19 protein-coding genes and 1 tRNA gene are annotated in these 21,118 nt (G+C 68.6%); 6 read left to right on the top strand and 14 right to left on the bottom strand.

All coding sequences use genetic code 11. The features are described from left to right. The first annotated feature begins 1 nt into the window (after nt 1). The 4 genes from ASC61_RS14090 (at nt 2) to ASC61_RS14075 (ending at nt 4,912) form a co-directional block, all read left to right on the top strand. On the top strand, nt 2–1,468 hold the full coding sequence (locus tag ASC61_RS14090) for a hypothetical protein (RefSeq protein ID WP_056212912.1): 1,467 nt from the start codon (nt 2–4) through the stop codon (nt 1,466–1,468). Then, a complete protein-coding gene (locus tag ASC61_RS14085; protein ID WP_056212910.1) occupies nt 1,465–2,400 on the top strand; it encodes a phosphatase PAP2 family protein in 936 nt (311 codons plus the stop codon). The genes ASC61_RS14090 and ASC61_RS14085 overlap by 4 nt, the downstream gene beginning before the upstream one ends. 65 nt (nt 2,401–2,465) lie before the next feature. Continuing rightward, entirely contained in the window at nt 2,466–2,972 is a 507-nt protein-coding gene (locus ASC61_RS14080) for a SigE family RNA polymerase sigma factor (protein WP_056212908.1), read from the top strand. Continuing rightward, nucleotides 2,969–4,912, top strand: coding sequence for a beta-propeller domain-containing protein (locus ASC61_RS14075; RefSeq protein ID WP_056212907.1), 1,944 nt, complete (start codon nt 2,969–2,971; stop codon nt 4,910–4,912). Before ASC61_RS14080 ends, ASC61_RS14075 begins: the two co-directional genes overlap by 4 nt. 79 nt (nt 4,913–4,991) lie before the next feature. Here ASC61_RS14075 and ASC61_RS14070 read toward each other — a convergent pair whose 3' ends face one another. From ASC61_RS14070 to ASC61_RS14060, 3 genes are read right to left on the bottom strand one after another with little or no spacing between them, the layout of a single operon-like run. Next, entirely contained in the window at nt 4,992–6,218 is a 1,227-nt protein-coding gene (locus tag ASC61_RS14070) for a patatin-like phospholipase family protein (protein WP_056212905.1), read from the bottom strand. A gap of 39 nt (nt 6,219–6,257) precedes the next feature. After that, nucleotides 6,258–7,676 (bottom strand): bifunctional cytidylyltransferase/SDR family oxidoreductase, encoded by a 1,419-nt coding sequence (locus ASC61_RS14065; protein ID WP_056212903.1) that lies wholly within the window; start codon nt 7,674–7,676, stop codon nt 6,258–6,260. Nucleotides 7,677–7,703: 27 nt separating this feature from the next. Beyond that, nucleotides 7,704–8,546 carry a siderophore-interacting protein gene (locus ASC61_RS14060; RefSeq protein WP_056212902.1) on the bottom strand — a complete coding sequence of 281 codons (843 nt, stop codon included), beginning with the start codon at nt 8,544–8,546 and terminating at the stop codon, nt 7,704–7,706. 35 nt (nt 8,547–8,581) lie between these two features. Between ASC61_RS14060 and ASC61_RS14055 the strand changes: the two genes are divergently transcribed. Both ASC61_RS14055 and ASC61_RS14050 read left to right on the top strand, forming a co-directional pair. After that, entirely contained in the window at nt 8,582–10,507 is a 1,926-nt protein-coding gene (locus ASC61_RS14055) for a M13 family metallopeptidase (RefSeq protein WP_056215706.1), read from the top strand. An 81-nt stretch (nt 10,508–10,588) separates the two neighbouring features. Continuing rightward, nucleotides 10,589–11,809, top strand: a complete 1,221-nt coding sequence (locus ASC61_RS14050) for an MFS transporter (RefSeq protein ID WP_082530676.1) — start codon at nt 10,589–10,591, stop codon at nt 11,807–11,809. Here the strand turns inward: ASC61_RS14050 and ASC61_RS14045 are convergent. The 11 genes from ASC61_RS14045 to ASC61_RS14000 all read right to left on the bottom strand — a co-directional run bounded on the left by ASC61_RS14045 (nt 11,806) and on the right by ASC61_RS14000 (nt 21,101). Further along, nucleotides 11,806–12,921: an HTTM domain-containing protein gene (locus ASC61_RS14045; protein WP_056212898.1), complete on the bottom strand. Its 1,116-nt coding sequence runs from the start codon at nt 12,919–12,921 to the stop codon at nt 11,806–11,808. The genes ASC61_RS14050 and ASC61_RS14045 overlap by 4 nt on opposite strands. Before the next feature lie 2 nt (nt 12,922–12,923). Beyond that, the gene (locus ASC61_RS14040; RefSeq protein ID WP_157439501.1) at nt 12,924–13,652 is read right to left on the bottom strand and encodes a DUF5819 family protein; all 729 of its coding nucleotides are present in this window, start codon (nt 13,650–13,652) and stop codon (nt 12,924–12,926) included. 182 nt (nt 13,653–13,834) lie between these two features. Further along, entirely contained in the window at nt 13,835–15,262 is a 1,428-nt protein-coding gene (locus ASC61_RS14035; protein WP_056212894.1) for an LPXTG cell wall anchor domain-containing protein, read from the bottom strand. 194 nt (nt 15,263–15,456) lie between these two features. Then, nucleotides 15,457–16,224: a hypothetical protein gene (locus tag ASC61_RS14030; protein ID WP_157439500.1), complete on the bottom strand. Its 768-nt coding sequence runs from the start codon at nt 16,222–16,224 to the stop codon at nt 15,457–15,459. Nucleotides 16,225–16,285: 61 nt separating this feature from the next. Further along, nucleotides 16,286–17,812 carry an alpha/beta hydrolase gene (locus ASC61_RS14025; protein ID WP_056212889.1) on the bottom strand — a complete coding sequence of 509 codons (1,527 nt, stop codon included), beginning with the start codon at nt 17,810–17,812 and terminating at the stop codon, nt 16,286–16,288. Between the two features lie 128 nt (nt 17,813–17,940). Further along, a tRNA-Ala gene (locus tag ASC61_RS14020) sits at nt 17,941–18,013 on the bottom strand. Between the two features lie 64 nt (nt 18,014–18,077). After that, nucleotides 18,078–18,725 carry a histidine phosphatase family protein gene (locus ASC61_RS14015; RefSeq protein ID WP_056212886.1) on the bottom strand — a complete coding sequence of 216 codons (648 nt, stop codon included), beginning with the start codon at nt 18,723–18,725 and terminating at the stop codon, nt 18,078–18,080. Further along, complete coding sequence (gene rsfS / locus ASC61_RS14010) at nt 18,722–19,075, bottom strand: ribosome silencing factor (RefSeq protein ID WP_056212884.1); 354 nt, start codon at nt 19,073–19,075, stop codon at nt 18,722–18,724. Before rsfS ends, ASC61_RS14015 begins: the two co-directional genes overlap by 4 nt. Continuing rightward, on the bottom strand, nt 19,072–19,695 hold the full coding sequence (gene nadD / locus ASC61_RS14005; protein WP_082530675.1) for a nicotinate-nucleotide adenylyltransferase: 624 nt from the start codon (nt 19,693–19,695) through the stop codon (nt 19,072–19,074). The genes rsfS and nadD overlap by 4 nt, the downstream gene beginning before the upstream one ends. Before the next feature lie 5 nt (nt 19,696–19,700). Then, nucleotides 19,701–19,844, bottom strand: coding sequence for a hypothetical protein (locus ASC61_RS20125; RefSeq protein WP_200935459.1), 144 nt, complete (start codon nt 19,842–19,844; stop codon nt 19,701–19,703). Between the two features lie 9 nt (nt 19,845–19,853). After that, nucleotides 19,854–21,101 carry a glutamate-5-semialdehyde dehydrogenase gene (locus ASC61_RS14000; RefSeq protein WP_056212882.1) on the bottom strand — a complete coding sequence of 416 codons (1,248 nt, stop codon included), beginning with the start codon at nt 21,099–21,101 and terminating at the stop codon, nt 19,854–19,856. Between the last annotated feature and the right edge of the window lie 17 nt (nt 21,102–21,118).

Genomic DNA, 21,118 nt, shown 5'->3' with positions numbered 1-21,118 from the left:
CGTGTCGACACCTGTACGTCGAACGGTCCCGCCGTGGGCCGTCATCCCGGCTGCGATCGCGGCGCTGGTCCTCGTACGACTCGTGATGTTCCGGACGTACGTCGGCGGCGACGAGGCCGGATTCCTCATGGTCAGCCACCACTGGCACGACGGACCGTCGCTCTACGGCAGCTACTGGGTCGACCGACCGCCCCTCCTGCTGTGGCTCAACGAGCTGGCCGGGGGCGTCACGTCGCTGCGCATCCTCGGCCTTGCCGCGTCGGTGCTGACGGTGCTCGGTGCCGCGTGTGCCGCTCAGGTCGCCCGTGGTGCCGCGGCCGCACGCTGGGCGGCAGGTGCAGCCGCGCTCTTCGGCGGCGCGCAGTGGCTCGGGATCGCCCGGGTCAACGGCGAGATGCTGGCTGCGCCGTTCGTCGCGTGGAGCATCGCGCTGACACTCCATGCCGTCCTCCGTCCTTCGTGGCGGGTCCCCGCGGCGTTCGGCGCCGGCGTCCTCGCGGTCTGCGCACTGTCAATCAAGCAGAGCGTCATCGAGGCGTTCGTGTTCGCCCTCGCGCTCGGTCTCGCCATGGTCGTGCAGCGCCGCGACACTCGCCCTGTCGTCGTACGCGTCCTGGCCTGGGGCGTTCTGGGCGCCCTGCTCACGCTCGCCGCGGTGCTCCTCGGCGCCGAGGCCCGCGGCACCTCACCGTCCGACCTGTTCGACGCCGTCATCCGGTTCCGGGCCGAGGCCGGCGAGGTCATCCGCTCGTCCGCCAGCGATGCGACTCCTTTGCGTCTGCTTGTCATGATGGGTACGTGGACTGTGAGCGGGCTGGGTGCGGCAACCGCGCTCACGGCATGGCAGGGCGTGCGTCGCAAGGACCCTCTGCTGCTGGCCACGGCGGCGACGCTGCTGTGCAGCCTGGTCATCGCCCTGTTCGGCGGCAGCTACTGGGCGCACTACCTGATCCAGATGGTGCCCGCCGCGAGCCTGGGCATCGGTCTGCTGGCCGGTCAGATGCCGGCGCACCTGATGCGCCGCCTCGCCGTCGCGACCGTGACGGTCACGCTGGCCAACCTCGTCTGGGCGGTCGGCTTCGAGCCCGACGACAACGGTCAGCAGCACACCATCGGCACGTGGCTCCGCGAGGCGCGCCAGCCCGGCGACACCGGGGTCGTGACGTTCGGCCAGGCCAATGTGCTCTACGAGGCCGACCTGTCGAGCCCCTACATCTACCTCTGGAGCCTGCCCGTGCGCACGAGGGACCCGCACCTGCGCGAGCTGGCCGCCGTCATCGCCTCGCCGCAGCGACCCACGTGGGTCGTCAACTGGTCGGGGCTCAACTCCTGGGGCATCGAGCCCGGCCGCACGGAGGCGGTGCTCCGTGACGGCTATCGCAAGGTGGCGACGATCTGCGGGAGGTCGATCTGGTTGCTGACGACCCAGACCCGTACCTTGCCCGTAGTCCCGAAGGTGTGCCCATGACGACCCGTACCGATCAGCAGGCCAGGACCACGTGGCAGTGGCGCGGCCCGGCCCTGGCGGCGTACGCCATCGCCCTGGGCGTGTGGATCGTGCTGATCGGCGTACCGACCGACCCCTACCAGATGTTCGGGTGGCTCTGGCTCGCGACGATCGTCTGGAACATCCAGGCGCCGGCCCGGTCCCACCTGGCATTCGTGCGCGACTGGTGGCTGATCTTCGTCGGCCTGATCCTCTATCTCTACAGCCGCGGCATGTCGGACAACCTGCTGCCGGTGTCGGTGCACTGGACGTTCCCGATCCGGTTCGACGAGTGGATCGGGCGCGGTGAGATCCCCACCGCCCGGCTGCAGGATGCCTGGTGCGCAGCGCCGTGCACCAGCTCGACCGACCCGCGCTGGTACGACGCGGTCCTGACCACGGTCTATTTCTCTCACTTCGTGACCGGGCTGACGATCGCCGTCGTGCTGTGGCTGCGCAACCGCGAGGCGTGGATCCCGTGGATGCGGCGCTATCTCGTCATCAACTTCTCGGCTCTCATCATCTACATCGTCTACCCGATGGCACCCCCGTGGCTCGCGTCCAAGGAGGGCTACATCCCCGAGCACGTCCCGCGCCTCACCGGTCGCGGCTGGGACGACCTCGGCCTCGGCGGCTTCCACATCCTGCTGGCCAAGGTCGGCAACCCCGTGGCCGCGATGCCGTCGCTGCACGGCGGCCTGGCGATGCTCGTCGCGATGTATGCCATCAGTCGCTTGCACAGCCCATGGCGCTGGTTGATGGTGCTCTATCCCCTGCTGATGGGCGTCGCCCTCGTCTACGCCGGCGAGCACTACGTCATCGACATCCTCGCCGGTTGGGCGCTGGCGGCCGTCGTCATGGTCGGCTGCGGCTGGTGGGAGCGAGCCCACCCGCGTACGCCCCTCGAAACCTGACTCCCCAAGGGAACCGAACCGCCTCGGGATCCGTCGTAAGGTGACAGGTCATCTGAGGAGGCGGCGTGGACACGACGTCCGAGGCGAGCTTTGCGGAGTTCGTACGCTCGCAGTGGCGCGACCTCGTGCGCGCGGCGATCTTCCTCGGCGCCGGGCCCGACGAGGCCGAGGACATCGCCCAGCAGACCTTGGTCCGCTGTTACGCCAGCTGGCAACGCGTCACCGATGCCACGAACCGTGATGCGTACGTCTACCGGATGCTGCTCAACCAGCTGCGCGACGTCAGACGTACCCGCTGGTGGCGGAGCCGGGTCGACGTCGAGCCGGACGGGCGGATCGACGACCAGAGCGCCCAGGTCGTGCTCGCCGACGCGGTCCACCAGGCGCTCGACGGCCTGACCAAGGAGCAGCGCGACGTCGTGGTGCTGCGCTACTTCGTCCAGCTGACCGAGGCGCAGACCGCCACGGCGCTCGACATCCCGGCCGGCACGGTCAAGAGCCGCCTCTCGCGCGCGCTTGCCGCCCTGGCCGGGTCACACCACCTCTCCGAGCTTTCCGAGGAGCACCGATGACCGACCTTGAAGACTCCTGGGACGGACTGCCGACCGGGCAGCCGCCCGTCGATGCGATCGTGGCCGCTGGACGTGCCGACGCGGCTCGGCGGCGCAAGCTTCGCCAGACGGTGATCGCCGTGGGTGCCACCGCGGCCGTCGTCGGTGCCTTCGTCGCCGGCGCAGCGGTCGGCAACCGGCCGACCACCACCGCGTCGCGGCCCCACAGCGACGCGAGCCCGGCGGCGTTCCAGGCCGACCTCGAACCGGCGCAGAGCTGCGCGCAGCTGCTCGAGTCGTACCAGGACCGGGCCCTCGAGCTCGTGACGGCGTGGGGCTGGCAGCCCGAGTCCGTCCCGGCCCGGGCAACCGCGCTGAGCGATCTCGGCTCGACGATCCAGCGGCGGGACGCGTTCGACCAGCGGTCGCAGGTCTCGAGCGCCACCGGCACCAACGTCCAGGAGACCGGGGTTGACGAGCCGGACACCGTCAAGACCGACGGCGAGCTCGTGGTGCGGCTCCGCGGTCGCGAGCTGATGGTCTACGACGCCACTGGCTCCTCCGTCGTGCAGCGCGGCACGATCCACCTCCCCCGCCTCGAGGACGGCGAGATCCTGCTGTCCGGCTCCAAGGTCGTGGCGGTCGGCACGGACGCCGTGAGCCCGCGCGACGACCAGACCGGCGAACGTCGGGGCACCCGCGTCATCACGGTGTCGATCGCGAAGCCCAGCGACCCGGAGATCGAGTCGACCGTGACCTACTCCTCGCGCGTGATCTCCGCACGACAGCACGGCACCGCCGTCCGGCTCGTCCTGGCAGCGGGCCTGCCGACGCTTGACTTCGTGACTCCCGGCGCCAAGGTTACCGAGCGGCAGGCACTGGTGACCAACCGCCGTGCTGTCCGCGAGTCGACGATCACGGACTGGCTGCCCTCGTACGACGCTGGAGCGAAGTCCAAGCAGCTGCTGAAGTGCACCAACGTCGCCGTGCCGCCGGACGCTGCCGGTCTCGACACCGTGAGCGTCGTCGGCTTCTCGGCCACGGCACCGGGCGACCCTCACGCGATCGGGCTCGCCGCATCGACCACGATCGCGTACGAGTCGGCCGATCACCTCTATCTCGCCGACGGTCCGCAGGCCTGGGGGTGCGACGTGTGCGTGATGAACGGCGCCATCGGGACGCCGCTCGTGGGCGCCGAGGAGTCCGGGACGACGCATCTCTACGACTTCGAGCTCGACGGGCTCGACGCGATCCACGTCGCCTCCGGGGAGGTCGAGGGCCGGCTGGCTGACCGGTGGTCGCTCGACGAGGCCGACGACGTGCTGCGTGTGGCAGTCGGGCCGTCGAGCGAGACCGGCGACTTCAACTCCGTCGTCACCTTCCGCCGCGAGGGCACCGAGCTTGCGGAGATCGGCCGCGTCGACGGCCTCGGGCGTCACGAGCAGCTCAAGGGCGTTCGCTGGTTCGACGGACTCGCGGTCGTCGTGACGTACCGGGAGGTCGATCCGCTCTACACGGTCGATCTCACCGATCCTTCGAGGCCACGGCTGCTCGGTGCGCTCAAGATCCCGGGTTACAGCGACTACCTGCACCCCCTGAGCGATGCGTGGCTGCTGGGCATCGGGTACGACCGCGGGGCGCAGATCGCGCTGTTCAACACCTCCGACCTGGCGCATGTCCGGCGTACGGCCGTGGAGCAGTTCCCCGGCACCGAGACGATCGCTGCGACGGATCCGCGGGCCTTCACCTGGCTGCCCAAGCTCGACACGGCGCTGACGGTGCTCCGCAAGGGCAACCGGGTCAAGATCGCCGCGGTGAAGGTCAGCCACGGCACGCTGACCACGAAGCTGACCAACGTCGAGTACGGGGACGACGCCGCCCAGGTCCGCACCTTCGGCCTGCCCGACGGCCGCGTCGTCCTCGTCACCGGCGAAGACGTCCGGTTCTTCCCCCTGCCGTAGGGCCCGCTGAGACTGACGTTTGTGTTGCGACACGCCGTGCATGTGCCACCGAAACGTCAGTCTCAACGCGGACGCGTCACTACGCCGGCGCGTCCCACTCGCTGAAGTCACCCAGGCGGCGCGGGAAGAACGTTGCCAGTGCAGCGCCGACGGTCCACCAGCCGCGGTGCACGAGGGCGCGGCACAACGCTGGTTCGAGCTTGTCGAAGACGGTCGGCACCAGCGCGAGGTCGCGGCCGTCGTACGCACGCGCCTCCGGGAACCGGGCGCGCCAGGCTCGCAGCGGCGCCGGACCGGGGTCGGGCAGAGTCGTGACGAGGCCGGTCAGCACTCCTCGGCGCCCGTCCGGTGGCAGCGGGCCGGCGCCGGCCTTGCGGCCCCGCTGGAACTGCGCCACCAGACTCGTCGTGCGCAAGGCGACGCTCTGCCGGTAGAGCAGCGAGTTGGCACGGGCGAGGTCGCGGATCACGGGCACCCGCCCGTACGGTCCCGGCCGCAGCAGTCCCCCGGCATTGAGCGCGACCAGGAACACGTCCCGGTACGCCTTGTCGTCCAGCGCCTGCAGCCCGGTGTTGTCGTACGTCCCGCCGTCCATCAGCACCGGCGCATGGTCCGCGCCAGGGAACTCCGGCGACTTCAGCACCACCGGCGCGAACGCACCTGGCACTGCCGCCGAGGCAGCTGCGGCGGTGCTCAGCCGCAACCCGGTCCCCGCGGTCGACACGTGCCCGATCGTGTAGTCGCCGACCGTGTCGCGCTCGAAACCGAATCGCACCCCGGTCGTCAGGTTGGCCGCATTGATGATCCAGCGCACCCCGCGATCGAGGTGCTCGAGCTCGACGCCGTCGAACCACCACTCGTCGAAGCGTCGCACCAAGAGGTCCGTGCGTGTCGACGGCCCGACCGTGCGCCAGATCCCCCGCACGAGCGACCACTTCAGCGACTGCGACGAGATCCTGGCGATGAACGGGTCGATCAGGTGCTCCTGCACGGCCGCAGCCGTGAACCCGGCCTCGCGCAGCAACGGCCAGCGGGACGCCAACAGGCCGTTCGCCAGCGAGCCGCCGGAGACCGACGAGACGTAGCGCAGATCCGACAGGAGGCCGGCGTCCGCGAGCAGGCGGATGGCACCGAGACCGGCCAGGGTGGCGCGGAAGCCACCCCCGGAGATCGTCAACGCAACCGGTGCCGCCGACCGAGGCGGCTTGCGAGGCGGCTTGTCACCGCGAAACCTCTGGGGTTGCAGGCCGGTCCCGATGGCGGGTGAGTCGACGACCCACTGGTCAGGATCCTCCGGCTGCCCCATCTGAACAGCCTCTCACCGCGCGAGGCCGGGCGTCGAGGTCTAGGAGCCGCCGCCGACCGCCGCCGGACCGTCCTCGCGCCGGATGTCGATGATGTGCCCCGTCTGCTGGGCGAGCAGCACGTCGAGCGACTGGCGCGCGACCTCCATCGAGCTGAGCAGCGTGCCCTCAGGCTCCTCGCCGAACGCCTTGGTGCGCATCGGCGTGCCCGTACGTTCGGGGTTGACGCAGTTGACCCGCACCTCACCGGCCCACTCGTCAGCCAGTGCCTGGGTCAGGTTGACGACCGCGGCCTTGGCCGAGGAGTAGAGCGAGTAGCCGCCGCGCCCACGCGTGTAGGACGACGAGGTGAACAACAGCAGCGAGCCCGACGTACGCGCAAGGTGCGGGTAGAACTCCTGCGCGATGAAGATCGGGGCGAGGTAGTTGATCTCGGTCGCCGCGAAGATCGTCTCCTCCGAGGTGTCGGCGAGGTCCTCGATCACCAGCACACCGGCGGTGTTGACCACGAAGTCGATCGACTCGGACTCCTTGAGCACCGCCGCGGCAGCCGCGGCGATGTCCTCACGTCGGTCGACGTGCGTGTTGGTCGACGAGCGCGAGAACGAGTGCACCGTCGCGCCGAAGCCGCGCGCCAGCTCGGCGATGTCGCCGCCGATGCCGTACGAACCGCCGAACACGACCATGGTCTTGCCCTCGAGCGCGGCGCGGTACTGCTCGTCGGTGAGCTGGTCGGGGGTGTCGGCCGAGTGCAGTTGGAAGAGCTTGTCGGCGATGTAGACGTCGATCGGCTCGGTGACCTTCATGTTGCGTTCGTGGCCCGTGACGACCGCGATCGGCACCTCGGGGAGGTAGCGGAGCACGACCGTGCAGTCATCGGTCGCGGTGAAGTCGGGATCCTGCCAGGCCAGCTCGTACGCCTTGCGGATCACCGAGAGACGGAACGCCTGAGGGGTCTGGCCGCGACGGAGCAGGTGGCGCGGCAGCACGTCGGAGATCGTGTGCACCTCGTCGGGGGTGTCGTGCACCTGCACGACGGTGTCCGCGGACGGGATCGCGGTGTCGACCGCCTCGTGCGTCGCCAGCGCGGCGACGACGTCGCGGATGATCGTCTGCGAGACCAACGGTCGCACGGCGTCGTGGAACAGGACGTTGCACTCCTCCGAGCCCAGCGCCTCGAGCGCCCGGCTCGTCGACTCGTTGCGCGTCTCGCCACCCTCGACGATCTGGGTGACCTTGTCGTAGCCGCCGTTCTGGACGATCGCGCGTACGGGATCCAGGTGGCCGGGAGCCATGAGGATCACGATCTCGTCGACCAGCGAGGACGCCTGGAACGCCGCCACGGTGTGCTCGATGATCGTCTTGCCGGCGATCTTGATGAGCTGCTTGGGGATCGACAGGCCGACCCTCGTACCGGTGCCACCTGCCAGGATGACGGCCACATTGCGGAGTTCAGTCACCCGACGAGGTTACCGTCAGCACAGCTGTCAGGACGCCCCCGGTCGCATGACCGCGTCCTTCTGGGCCGACTTCCACTCCCGGAAGCCCTCCTCGGTCGTGCCGCGTCGCCAATACGCCGACACCGACACGTCCGCGCGAGCCACGCCGCGGTCGTTGAGCACGTACGGACGCACGGTCTTGAGCAGCGCGGACTCCCCGTGGATGAACGCCTGGGCGCGGCCCGGCCACCAGTCCCACGCGCGCACGGCGTCGTCGAGCAACGACGTGGTGCCGGCGGGTGCGTCGCCCCGGTGCAGCCAGTGGATCTCCAGCTCGGCGACCGTCGCGATGGCGATCTCGTCGCCGGGACCACCGATCTCGACGAAGGCGACCGCCCGAGCCCCCGCCGGCAGCGCCTCAAGTCCTGCGCAGATGGCGGGCAGGCCAGCCTCGTCGCCGACGAAGAGGTGCCAGTCCGCGGTGGCGTCGGGCGCGTACGCGCCGTTGGGCCCGCGCAGGTGCATCAGGTCGCCCGCCTTGGCGTCGGCCGCCCAAGGTCCGGCGACGCCTTCGTCACCGTGCACGACGAAGTCGATCGCGAGCTCCTGCGCCTCGGGATCGATCCAGCGGATCGTGTAGGTCCGCAGCACCGGCCACGCCTCGTGCGGCATGATCTCGCGGACCACGTCCAGGTCGAGCGGCTCCGGATAGTCGAACCCGTCGGCGAGGAAGACGAGCTTGACGTACTCGTCGGTGAACGAGCCGCTGAGCGCCCCATGACGGCCCAGGAACTCCTCGAATCCGGCTCCGCCGAACACGACACGCCGCATCGAGGGCGCCACGGATTCGGTGCGGATCACGGTCAGTTGGGCGGGATGGGTCTTGCTCACCTGTGTAGCCTACTGGCGTGACCCACGGCATCGACATGACGCAGTTCGACCCGTCCATCCGCGTTCAAGACGACCTGTTCCGACACGTCAACGGGCCCTGGCTCCGTACGGCGGAGATCAAGCCCGACCGGGCCACCGCCGGCTCCTTCGTGACGCTGGTCGACGAGGCCGAGGCCAAGGTCCGCGAGATCATCGAGACCGCGAGCAAGGCACCGCAGGACGACGAGCAGCGCAAGATCGGCGACCTCTACGCGAGCTTCATGGACGAGGACCGCGTCGAGGCGCTCGGCGGCACCCCGCTCGAGGGCGAGCTCGCGCAGGTCGACGCGATCACCGACATTCCGAGCTTCATCACGACGCTCGGCGTCCTCGATCGCCAGGGCGTCGGCAGCGTCTTCGGCATGTACATCGGCCCTGACAGTGGCCAGCCCGACCGCTACGTCACTCACCTGGGCCAGGGCGGCATCGGCCTGCCCGACGAGGCCTACTACCGCGAGGACGAGTCCGCCGCGATCCGCGAGGCGTACGTCGAGCACCTCACGACGATGCTGGGCCTCGCCGGGCTCGACGACGCCGCCGGCCGCGCCCAGCGCATCATGCACCTCGAGACCCGCCTGGCCACGTTCCACTGGGACCGCGTCGAGTCCCGCGACGCCCAGAAGACCTACAACCTGCTGGCGCTCGACGGACTGCAGGCGCTGGCGCCGTCGTTCGACTGGGCGCGCTGGTCCGACGCCGCCCAGATCCCCGCGCCGGTCATCGCCGAGGTCGTGGTGGCCCAGCCGTCGTACCTCGAAGGGCTCGAGACGCTGCTCGTGCCGGCGGAGCTCGACGCCTGGAAGGACTGGCTGCGCTGGCAGGTCGTCCACAGCGCCTCGCCCTATCTGTCGTCGGCGTTCGTCAACGCCAACTTCGAGTTCTACGGCAAGACCCTCAGCGGCACGGACGAGCTCCGGCCCCGCTGGAAGCGCGGCGTCGGCTTCGTCGAGGGCGCCATGGGCGAGGCCGTCGGGAAGATCTACGTCCGCACGGAGTTCCCGCCCGCGTCCAAGGAGCGGATGACCGAGCTGATCGACAATCTGCTCGAGGCCTACCGGCAGAGCATCTCGGCGCTGCCCTGGATGAGCGACGAGACCAAGAAGCAGGCACACGAGAAGCTCGACACGTTCAACCCCAAGATCGGCCACCCCGACGAGTTCAAGGACTACTCGGCACTCGAGACGGCGCCCGACGACCTGCTCGGCAACGCGCGTCGCGCCATCGCCGTCGCCACTGATCGCGAGCTCGCCAAGATCGGCTCGCCGATCGACCGCGACGAGTGGTACATGACGCCGCAGACCGTCAACGCCTACTACAACCCCACGATGAACGAGATCGTCTTCCCGGCCGCGATCCTGCAGCCGCCGTTCTTCCACGCCGACGCCGACGACGCGGTCAACTATGGCGCCATCGGTGCGGTCATCGGGCACGAGATCGGCCACGGCTTCGACGACCAGGGCTCGCAGTACGACGGCACGGGTGCCCTGCGCAACTGGTGGACCGACGACGACCGCGAATCGTTCGAGAAGCTCACGACGGCCCTCATCGCCCAGTACGACGCGCTGTCGCCCGAAGGTGCTGACGGCCGTACGGTCAACGGCTCGCTCACGATCGGCGAGAACATCGGCGACCTCGGCGGGCTCGGCATCGCCCACAAGGCGTTCCGGCTCACCGAGCCCGACGACGCCGAGATCGACGGCCTGACGCCCGACCAGCGGTTCTTCATCTCATGGGCTCAGGCGTGGCAGTCCAAGGTACGTCCGGCCGAGACCGTCCGTCGGCTCACGATCGACCCGCACTCGCCGCCGGAGTTCCGGTGCAACCAGGTCGTCCGCAACATCGACGCGTTCTACGCGGCGTTCGGCGTCACCGCCGACGACCAGCTGTGGCTCGACGAGGACGCCCGCGTCAACATTTGGTAGGCGGCGCCTACTCGCTGCGCTCGTGGGGGGACCCCCAGCTGGCGCTCGCTCGGCCTATGGTCGGGACGATACGTTGCCTTGGTGAGTCTCGCCCCGCCACCCGATCCGGCTCAACGCAGGATCGTCGCTGTCCTCTCACTGGTCCAGGTCATCGGCGGAGTGGGCAACGGCGCGGGTCTCGCGGTGGGCGCACTGCTGGTCAAGGACGTGAGCGGCTCGTCGGGCTGGTCCGGCATGGCCGTCGTGATGCTGACCCTGGGCGCCGCTGCGTTCACGATGCCGCTGTCGTCGATCGCCGCACGAACGGGACGACGCCCCGCCCTGGCGCTCGGGTGGCTGTTCGGCGCCTCGGGCGCCGGCGTCGTCATGCTCGGCGCCGAGGTCGAGTCCTTGCCGATCCTGCTCGCCGGGCTCCTGCTGTTCGGCGCCAGCACCGCCGCGAACCTGCAGTCACGCTTCGCCGCCGTCGACCGCGCCGCACCGGGGCAGGTGGGCCTCGCGCTCTCCCTCGTGGTCTGGTCCACCACCGTCGGCGCCGTCATCGGGCCCAACCTGACCGGCCCGGGCGCCTCGGTCGCCGATGCTGTCGGGCTGCCCGACCTCGCCGGCCCGATGCTGTTCTCCGCGGCCGGCTTCACGCTTGCCGGGTTGCTGACCGTCGCCCTCCTTCGCCCAGATCCTCTGGTGCACGCGCCCGGTGCTGTGCCCGCGGCACGGGGCGTGCGCGCCGCGCTCCCGCACGTACGCGGACGCACGGCCACCGCCATCCTGGCCATCGCAGCGTCGCACGCCGTGATGGTCTCGGTCATGGCGCTGACTCCCGTGCACATGAAGGATCACGGCGCGAGCCTCAACGTCATCGGCCTCACGATCAGCCTGCACATTGCCGGCATGTTCGCGTTGTCACCGCTGATCGGCGTGCTGAGCGACCGATGGGGCGCCGACCGCACGATCCTGCTCGGCCAGTCGATCCTGCTGGTCGCCACGTTCGTCGCCGGCACGTCCGGGGAGTCCGAGCTGCAGATCACCCTCGGACTCACGATCCTCGGGATCGGCTGGTCGGCGTCGGTCATCGCCGGTGCCGCGATGCTGACCAAGACGCTCGAGCCTGCCGACCGGCCGGTCGTGCAGGGCTTCTCCGACCTGTCGATGAACCTGGCCGGCGCCGTGGGTGGCCTGCTGGCCGGCATCGTCGTCGCCCTGAGTGGCTTCGGCACGCTCAACGCCGCCGCGGCGGTGCTGACCGTCCCGGTCATCGCGCTGGTGCTGTCCGGCCGGCGAGTGGCCGCCTCGGTCGCCTAGTCGGCGGCCCGGGAGACGAGACTCGGCTGCTTGCTGCGTCCTGGGAGCTTTGCCACGATCGGGTCGGTCACGTCGAAGAACAGGTCCGCGACTGGTCGCAGCTTCGCGCGTATCCACCGGTCGAACAGGATGAACGTCGAGGTGCTGACGAAGATCGAGTCGAACGCGATCATCGACAACGAGAACCACGGCAGCGCCATGAAGACCGCGATCGACAGGTGGAACATGATGGCGCAGAAGATCGCGATGCGCCGAGCGATCGGGTGCAGCAACGCGAATCCGAAGCCGATCTGGACCACCATCGCGACGTATGTCGACAGCCCCACCATCACGCCCACGTGCGTCATCGCATCGGTGAGGAACGGGAACGGCTTGTACTCCTGAAGCTGCATCGGGTAGTAGATCGCGGTGCCGTGGAACCAGAGCGGTCCCTGCGCCTTGAACCAGCCGGCCGAGAAGTAGATCATGATGAGCTGCCATCCCAGGGCGATCAGGACGACATTGTGCAGGCCGTTGGTGAACCACGACGGCAGCACGCGCTGGCTGTTGTAGAGGTTCTTGACGACGGCGAGGACGCCTCCTGGGCCGGGACCCATCGGCTCCGCCTTGGTGCGGGCACGACGCTTCGAGTCGAGCGACCAGTACTCGCTGGAGTGCAGGAACAGCAGGAGCAGCGTGCCCACGCGCAGGATGTTGTCACCCTGGTCGCCGAGGATCGGGATCCGCTCGATGATCGAGATGTGCCCGATCAGCATCAGGACGCCGACCAGCCTCGTGTGCCAGCCCAGGACGAACAGGAACGCCAGGAGGATGACCAGCAGGTAGTAGAACAGGAAGGCGGTGTTGCCCAGGTGACTCGTGATCAGCCGGGGCGGCCAATACATGTCGTTGCCCTTCTGGGCGATGTCGTTCCAGACCGAGCCCTGACCGAACATCAGGTTGCGCACCCGGAAGTTGGTGATCAGGATGCCCATGACGGAGCACCCGGCCAGGATGCGTGCCAGTGATGCTCCGTAGAGCGAGCGCTTGTCAGTGAGGAGCCACGACTCGAACCGGTCGTACCACTCGTTGACCAGGTCGAGACCACGCGACGCGACGGACGGCTGCGACATGACTACTCACCGTCCTTCGTCGTCTTGGGTGCCTTGGGCACGTAGCCGTCGAACGCGGCCTGGGCGTCGGCGTTGCCCGGGATCGCCTTGCGGATTCCCACGCGGTAGTAGGTGAACGGCACGTCGAGGAAGTTCTCCTGGTTGCGCTTGGTGAAGTTGGGCACCGAGCGGTGGCCGACCTGGAACTCGACTGCCTTGACGCCCTTGCCCCAGCGGGCGGTGGCGTACATCGTCCCGTAACGCGTCAGCATCTCGTCGTTGTCGAGGTACTGGCTCAGGGCCTGCAGACCCGCGATCCCCTTGGTGTTGGACTGCTTCAGCAGGTCGGCCAGCTTGCTGCGCGGGGACGTGTAGAGGGCACCGGCGATGATCAGCCGCTGCTTGTCGTTGAACTGACCGACGGTCGAGTTGATGTTGCCCCCCAGCCGTCGCGTCGCGGAATGGAAGCGCGACGGGTTGACGAGGTACTTGATGCGCTGGTCCTCGTTGCCGGTGATGTCGAACCACTCGGTCACGCGCGTGTCGGGATCGCCGGGCTTCCCGTAGTAGGCGCGGATCTTGACGTTCTCACCGCCGCGGCGAGGCGTCGGGGCGAACACGGACCACGACTGCTCGAACGGGAAGACCTTGTTGTTGATGTACGAGTAGAGGTTCTTCTGGCCCACGGCGTCACGGAACGGGTTGGCTGGCTGGATCCAGATCGTGATCAACGCCGTGTGGATGGCGAACACCACACCTATCGTGACGATCACCAGCCGCCGCGCGATCGAAGGAACGGGCGTCGCATGACGCGAGGGCTTCAACTCTTCCACTCAGGTGTCCTTACGTGCCAGACGCTGTCCACGGCTACGCCGAAGCGTAACCGTGGACAGCGTCAGATGCAGTGTCGTGAAACTCGTGTCGCTCGTTGGACTCAGGCCTGCTGGCGGCGACGTGCGCCGAAGATGACCGCGCCACCCGCAGCGACGAGAACTCCGCCGGCAGCGAGCAGACCGAGGTTCGAGCCACCGGTGTCCGGCAGGGCGTCGTCGTCGCAGTCGTCCGAAGCTGCCTTGAACTGGGTCGCACTCAGGACGCTCGTCGTGCTCGTGCCCGTGAGGCCCGTCGTCAGGAGGCCGTCAAGCGCTCCTTCGACCGCGACGGCGTCGAGGTCCGTGTCACCGAGGATCGCGTTGGTGTTGGACACCGCGTCGACGTCGAGGTTGGCGACCGCGCCGCCGTCCGTCTCGGTGCCGGTCGCGAGGAGACCCGCGACGCCGACCGAGTTGGGGCTGGCGACCGCGGAGATGTCCAGGCCGGTGTCGACGAGCTCGCCCTGGGTCGTCGCGCCGGCGGTGCCGCTGACGCCTGCATCGGCGGTGACGGCCTCGAGGCCCTCAACACCGACAGCGTCGTTGGCGGTGACAGCGTCGAGGTCGAGTCCGGCGGCAACCTGGCCGTCGGTCGTCGTGCCGCTGGTGCTGGTGACGGCCGTGATGCCCTGGACGCCGATCGAGTTGGTCGAGGCGATGGCGTCGGCGTCGGTGCCCGAGGTGACGAGCTCGCCGGTGGTCTGGGTGCCGGTGACGGCTTCCAGGCCGGTCGTGCCGTCGACGTCGGTGGCGATCGAGTTGGTCGAGGCAACCGCGTCGAGGTCGAGGCCGGCGGCAACTTCACCGTCGGTCTCGGTGCCGGTGGTGCTCGTGGCGAGCAGACCGTCGAGGGCGACAGAGTTGGTCGAGGCGACCGCGTCGATGTCGAGGTTCTGGTCGATCAGGTTGCCGTCGGTCTCGGTGCCGGTGGCGATCGTGCCCGCTTCGTTGGCGCCGACGTCGGTGGCGATCGAGTTGGTCGAGGCGACCGCGTCGATGTCGAGCGCGTCGTCGTCAGTGCCGAGGGCGAGTCCGCCGTCGGTGTTCTGGCTCGTCGCGACGACACCGTCGGTGATCGTCGAGTTGGTGCTCGAGATCGCGTTGATGTCGGTGTTCTGCGTGATCAGGTTGCCGTCGGTCTCGGTGCCCGTGGTGAGCTGTCCGGCCTCGGAGTTGATCGCGTTGGGCGCCGAGATGGCGACACCTTCGATGAGGGTCACGAGCTGACCGTCGGTCTCGTCGCCGTCAGCGTCGACGTTGACCGAGGTCGAGTCCGTCGCGTCCGTGTTGGCGCTGGTGTCAGCGTCCGTGTCGGCGTCAGCGTCAGTGTCGGCGTTCGTGTCGGCACTGGTGTCTGCGCTGTTGTCGACACAGCTGTCGGCGGTCACGAGGCTCGCGGGGGCAGCGCTGGCGCTACCGGCGAAGCCGATCGACGTACCGGAAGCCAGAACCAGGGTTCCGAGTGCCATGGTGGCTTTGCGGATCTTCATGCGTTTCCTCGTCATTCTGCGTGTTCACGGGAGTTCAGGGAGATGCGTAACAGGTGTTGGCGCCCCGAGGGCAACACGAGCGCTCAAAAATTACCACACACGCGTCAGTTCCGAGACATCCAGTCCGCATGTCGAAAATCATGATCGGCACACGGACTTCCTACACAGTAATCAACGATTGGGATGTCCGCGCGTTATTGGGCAGCCGCAACGATCTCAACTTGTTGCGTCACCTGCACCTGAATGGCTGTCTCCATCGCCGCGAGCCGTTTGAACAGCTCCACGGGCCGGTCGCCGAGCTGGAAGTAGAACGCCTTCTGCTCGTCGATCTTCTTGGCGCCGTCCTTGGTCATCGAGACCATGTCGTTGGCGTACGTCATGAGGTCGAGCCTCAGCAGCTCGGCGCCCTTGGGCGCGTCCTGGTCCTTCATGCGGTCGCGGGCCTTCTCGTACGCCGGGAGGACGCGTTCGCGAAGCGGGTCGCCGTTGACGACGGCCTCGTCGCCGAGGAGCGTCCCGGGTCGCAGGGCCACGAGCTTCTTGCCCGCCGCGATGAACTTCGAGTTCGGGATGGCCTGCGCCCGCAGGTAGGCCTCGAGGTCCTTCAACGGCGCCACGGCGGAGGCACGGTGGTTGTCGGCGTCTTGGTAGTCGTTGCTGTGGTCTCGCCCGTAGGCCGTCGTGCCGCCTGGCCGCAGCCGTGGCGCGTCGGCGATCTGGTCCTGCACGACCTCGAGCAACGCCGGGTAGCCGTCCTGGTCGGCATCGTGCTGGCTCTTGATCTTCTCTGCCGCCGCCATCACGTGGTCGTCGACCCGTGCCTCGAAGCGCTGCGCCACACGGTCTGCGGCGTTGATCTGGTCCCGCTGCTCGGGCGACTTGGCCACGACGGAGCCGAGGCCCGAGAGGACGAGGCCGATGACGAACGTCGCAAGCAGCGCGAGTCGCAATCGAGTCCTCATCGCCCCAGTGTGCGGGCCAACCGGGTCGCTGCGCCGTTTGGGCGCCCGCCGAGCGCCGCCCTCACTCCGTGTCATCACACGTCACCGCCCCGGTGGGCTGCTCGTGGAACAGCAGATAGCGGTTGACGACGCCGTCGATGCAGGGGTTGCCGACGCCGTAGCCCGTGTGGCCGTCGCCCTTGCGCGTCACGAGGATCCCGGAGGCCAGGTCCTTCGCCAGCGCCTTGGACCATGCGTACGGCGTGGCCGGGTCGCGAGTCGAGCCGATCACGACGATGGGACCCGCACCTTCGGCATGGACGGTCCGTTGCGGATGCTCGGACGTGGCCGGCCAGTCCTGGCACTCGGCAGCAGACCACGCCATGACGCCGCCGAACACAGCCGACACCTCGTGATAATCGGGCAGCGACCGCGCGATGTCTCCGTCACCTGGAGCCTTGGGGAAGTCCAGGCAGCGGATCGCGAAGAAGGCCTGCGCGCTGTTGTCGCGGTAGGTGCCGTCCTGGCGCCGCCCGTAGTACTGGTCGCTGAGGGTCAGCAGGATGCTGCCGTCGCCGAAACCCGCGCGTACGAGACCTGTCGTCAGGACGTTCCAGCTGTCAGGGTCGTACATCGCGTAGGCGATGCCGTAGATCGCGGCGCCCTTGGTCAGCTCTCGGTCGAAGCGCGTCTTGATCGGCTTCTCCTCGAGCGCGCCGAGCAGCTCGAGGATGTTGTCGTTGGCGGCCTTCTGGTCCTCGCCCAACGGGCAGTCGCCGTCCTCGAGGCAGGCGGCGATGTACGCCTTGAGCTCACGCTGGAAGCTCTTGGCCTGGTCGAACCCCTGGCGCTCCTTGTTGCGCGAGGGATCCACGGCGCCGTCGAGGATCATGGCGCCGGCGTGCTTCGGGAACAGGTCGGCGTACGTCGCGCCGAGCTGCGTGCCGTAGGACGCGCCGTAGTAGTCGAGCTTCTTCTCCCCCATCAGCGCGCGCAGCACGTCGAGGTCGCGCGCGGCCTCCTCGGTCGTGACGTGCGACGCGAGCGCTCCGGAGTTCTTGACACACGCCTTGCCGAGCTTGCGGAAGCCGTTCCCGAGCTTGTCGACGAGCTTGAGCGTGTCGGGATCGGGGTCCAGCGCGATCAGCTTGTCGAACGTCTCGTCGGTCTCGCACCTCACCGGGTCGCTCTGCCCGACGCCGCGCGGGTCGAAGCCGACGATGTCGCGCTTCTCCAGCAGGTCCTTGGACGTCAGGGACGAGAACGTGTCGACGAACCCGACGCCTGAGCCACCCGGGCCTCCCGGGTTGATGAACACCTTGCCCTCGGCCTTGCCCGACGACGCCGGACGCAGCTTGACCCTGAGGCGGATCGACGAACCGGCAGGCTTGTCGTAGTCGAGCGGCACGCGTATCCAGGTGCACAGCGACCGCTCGCAAGGCGTCCAGTCGAGCTTCTGGTCGTAGAACCGCGCCAACCCGGCCGGTGCCTTCTCCCCCGTGGCCACGGGGATCAGGCTGCCTTCGCTCTCACGGTCGTTCACGTACGCGGCAACGATGATCACCCCGGCCATCATGGCGGCGATGCCGAGACTGATGCGGGCGAGCACGGGTGGCGGGGCCTTCCTGGTGGGACGTGGGCGAGGACCAGCCTAGGGCGTCCCCCGCAATCGACGGACTCGCGACGCACGAACGCCCCTCCGGAGTGCGAAGGGGCGTGCGGTGCTGGCCGATCTTGTGGAGCATAGGAGATTCGAACTCCTGACCTCTTCCATGCCATGGAAGCGCGCTACCAACTGCGCCAATGCCCCGCTGCAGCCCGTGTGTTGGGCCTCGCCAATGTTAGCCGCTGACCCTGCTCATGCCCAAACCGGGTCACTCGTCGTCGGACATGACCGGTTCTGGCAGCGTTCCGGCGTTCCACTCCGTGAGCCGCCACTGGAACCAGTCCTTGTGGCGCGACTCCTCGAGCACCGACCAAGCGCAGTTGCCGAGCCCGCCGAACGTGCTCCAGTGCGCCTCGGGAATCTCGAGGAACGCACACGCCCCCGTACGCAGGACAGCCCCGTGCGCCACGACGACCATCACGCCGTCCGGGGGCAGGTCTTCGAGCAGGTCGTGCAGGGCAGCGGCGAACCGCTCCCCCGCCTGGCGATGTGTCTCGCTGCCGGGGATCTGCGTCTCGTCTCCCTCGACCCAGGCCTTCATGCCGTCGGGAAACCGGTCCCACGCCTCGCGCCACGTGAGTCCTTCGCGCTCGCCGAAGTTGAGCTCCCGAAGACGTACGTCGAGCTCGACCTTGGTGCCGGTGAGGTCGCCCAAGGTGCGCGCTGTGTCAGCGGCACGCACGAGGTCCGAGCTCACGATGCGATCGGGCCGCAGGGCGGCCAGACGCGCGGCCGCGGCCCTGGCCTGCTCCAGACCGACCTCGTCGAGCGGGATGTCGCTCTGCCCCTGCACGCGTCCCTCGACGTTCCAGGACGTCCGGCCGTGCCGCCACAGGATGACCTGGCGGGTCGTCATGACAACGGCACCACGGGGCAGTCGCTCCAGAGCCGCTCGAGGGCATAGAAGACGCGCTCGTCCTGGTGCTGGATGTGGACCACGACGTCGGCGAAGTCGAGCAGGACCCAGCGACCCTCGCGCTCACCCTCACGGCGTACGGCCTTGGCACCCAGCTCGATCATGCGCTCCTCGACGGCGTCCTGGACGGCCCGGACCTGCCGTGGGCTGGAGGCCGAGCACAGGAGGAAGACGTCGGTGATCGCCAACAGCTCGGAGACGTCGAACGCAATGATGTCCTGGGCGAGCTTGTCCTCGGCCGCAGTGGCCGCCGCCTGGGTCAGCTCGACGGCTCGTTCTGTCGCGGTCATGCCAGTTCCTTCGAGTAGAGCTCGTGCTTGCCGATGTACTGGACGACGCCGTCCGGCACGAGGTACCAGACCGGCTCACCGCTCGCGACGCGATGACGGCAGTCCGTCGACGAGATCGTGAGGGCAGGGATCTCGACGAGCGTGATGCGGTCGCGCGGCAGGCCTTCGAGCGTCACGTCGGTCAGCTCGTGGCCGGGACGGGTGCAGCCCACGAAGTGCGCCAGCTCGAACAGCTCCTCGTGGTCCTGCCACGTCAGCAGTGCGGCCATGGCGTCGGCGCCGGTGATGAAGTATAGGTCGGCGTCGGGGTGCAACGCGGTCAGCTCACGGAGCGTGTCGATCGTGTAGGTCGCCCCGCTGCGGTCGATGTCGACGCGGCTGACCTCGAACCGGGGATTGGCGGCCGTGGCGATCACGGTCATGAGGTAGCGGTGCTCGGCCGGCGAGACCTCACGGTCGGCCTTCTGCCAGGGCTCGCCGGTGGGCACGAAGATGACCTCGTCGAGGTCGAACCACGACTGCACCTCGCTCGCGGCGACCAGGTGACCGTGGTGGATCGGGTCGAACGTGCCGCCCATGATGCCGATGCGTCGGCGCTCGTCGCCGTCGCGGCGGGCCATGCCCTTCAGGAGTGCTCGCGACCCTTGCCGAAGGACAGCAGCGCGAGCACCAGGACGATCAGGATCGCCAGGGCGATGCCGCCGACCGCGTAGGGGTCGATGCCGATGTCGCGAAGGGGCTCTTCGGCCGCCACGAGGTTCGAGAACATGGCGCCAATCTATCGCACGTGTCCGGCGCCGGTGACGACGTAGGTGGTCGTCGTCATCTCGGTCAGCCCCATCGGGCCCCGCGCGTGCAGCTTCTGCGTCGAGATGCCGATCTCCGCCCCGAACCCGAACTCGCCACCGTCGGTGAACCGCGTCGAGGCGTTGACCATGACGGCTGCGGAGTCGACGCCTGAGGTGAAGCGAGCCGAGGCGGCAAGCGACGACGTCACGATCGCCTCGGTGTGCCCTGACGAGTACGTACGGATGTGGTCGATCGCGTCGTCGATCGAGTCCACGACGCGCGCCGAGATGTCGAGCGAGAGGTACTCGGCGGCGTAGTCGTCCTCGGTGGCGGGCACGATGTCGGGCCGCACCGCGCAGAACGACGCGTCTCCGTGGATCGTGACGCCGGCATCCTGCAGCGCCGCGACGACGGTGGGCAGGAAGGTGTCGGCGACGGCCTTGTGCACCAGCAACGACTCGGCGGCGTTGCACACGCTGGTCCGGTGGGTCTTGGAGTTGAGGACGATCTGCAGCGCCATGTCGAGGTCGGCGTCCGCGTCGACATAGACGTGGCAGTTGCCCACACCGGTCTCGATGACCGGCACCGTCGACTCCTCGACCACAGCGCGGATGAGTCCGGCGCCGCCTCGAGGGATGACGAGGTCGACCAGTCCTCGCGCCTGCATCAGGTGCGTCGCCGAGGAGCGGTCGTCGGCCGGAATCATCTGGATCGCATCGGGCGGCAGCCCGACCCCGTCGAGGGCACCACGCATGATCTCGATGATCGCGGCGTTGGACCGCGCCGCGGACGAGGAGCCGCGCAGGAGCACGGCACTGCCGGCCTTGAGACAGATGCCGGCGGCGTCGGCGGTCACGTTGGGACGACCCTCGTAGATCATGCCGATCACACCCATCGGGACCCGGATCTGCTGCATCCGCAGGCCGTTGGCGAGGGTCGCACCGCGTACGACCTCACCCACCGGATCAGGCAGCGCGGCGATGTCACGGAGCCCGTCGGCGAACGCCGCCACCCGCGCAGGATCGAGGCGAAGCCGGTCGATGACGTTCTCGCCGGTGCCTGCGGCGCGGGCGGTCTCGACATCGAGGTCGTTGGCCGAGACGATCGTCTCCGTGCCGGCGACCAGTGCGTCCGCCATGGCCTGCAGAGCCGCGTCCTTGCCAGCGCGCGGAGTCACCGCAAGGGTGGCTGCGGCGACACGGGCGCGCCGCGCTGCGTCGTGGACCTGGTCCTTCATGCGGCAATCCTAGAAGG

This window comes from Aeromicrobium sp. Root344 (assembly GCF_001425755.1).
Classification (GTDB): domain Bacteria; phylum Actinomycetota; class Actinomycetes; order Propionibacteriales; family Nocardioidaceae; genus Aeromicrobium.
The sequence above is the reverse complement of the archived record's forward strand: the minus strand, read 5'-3'. Positions and strand labels throughout refer to the sequence as shown.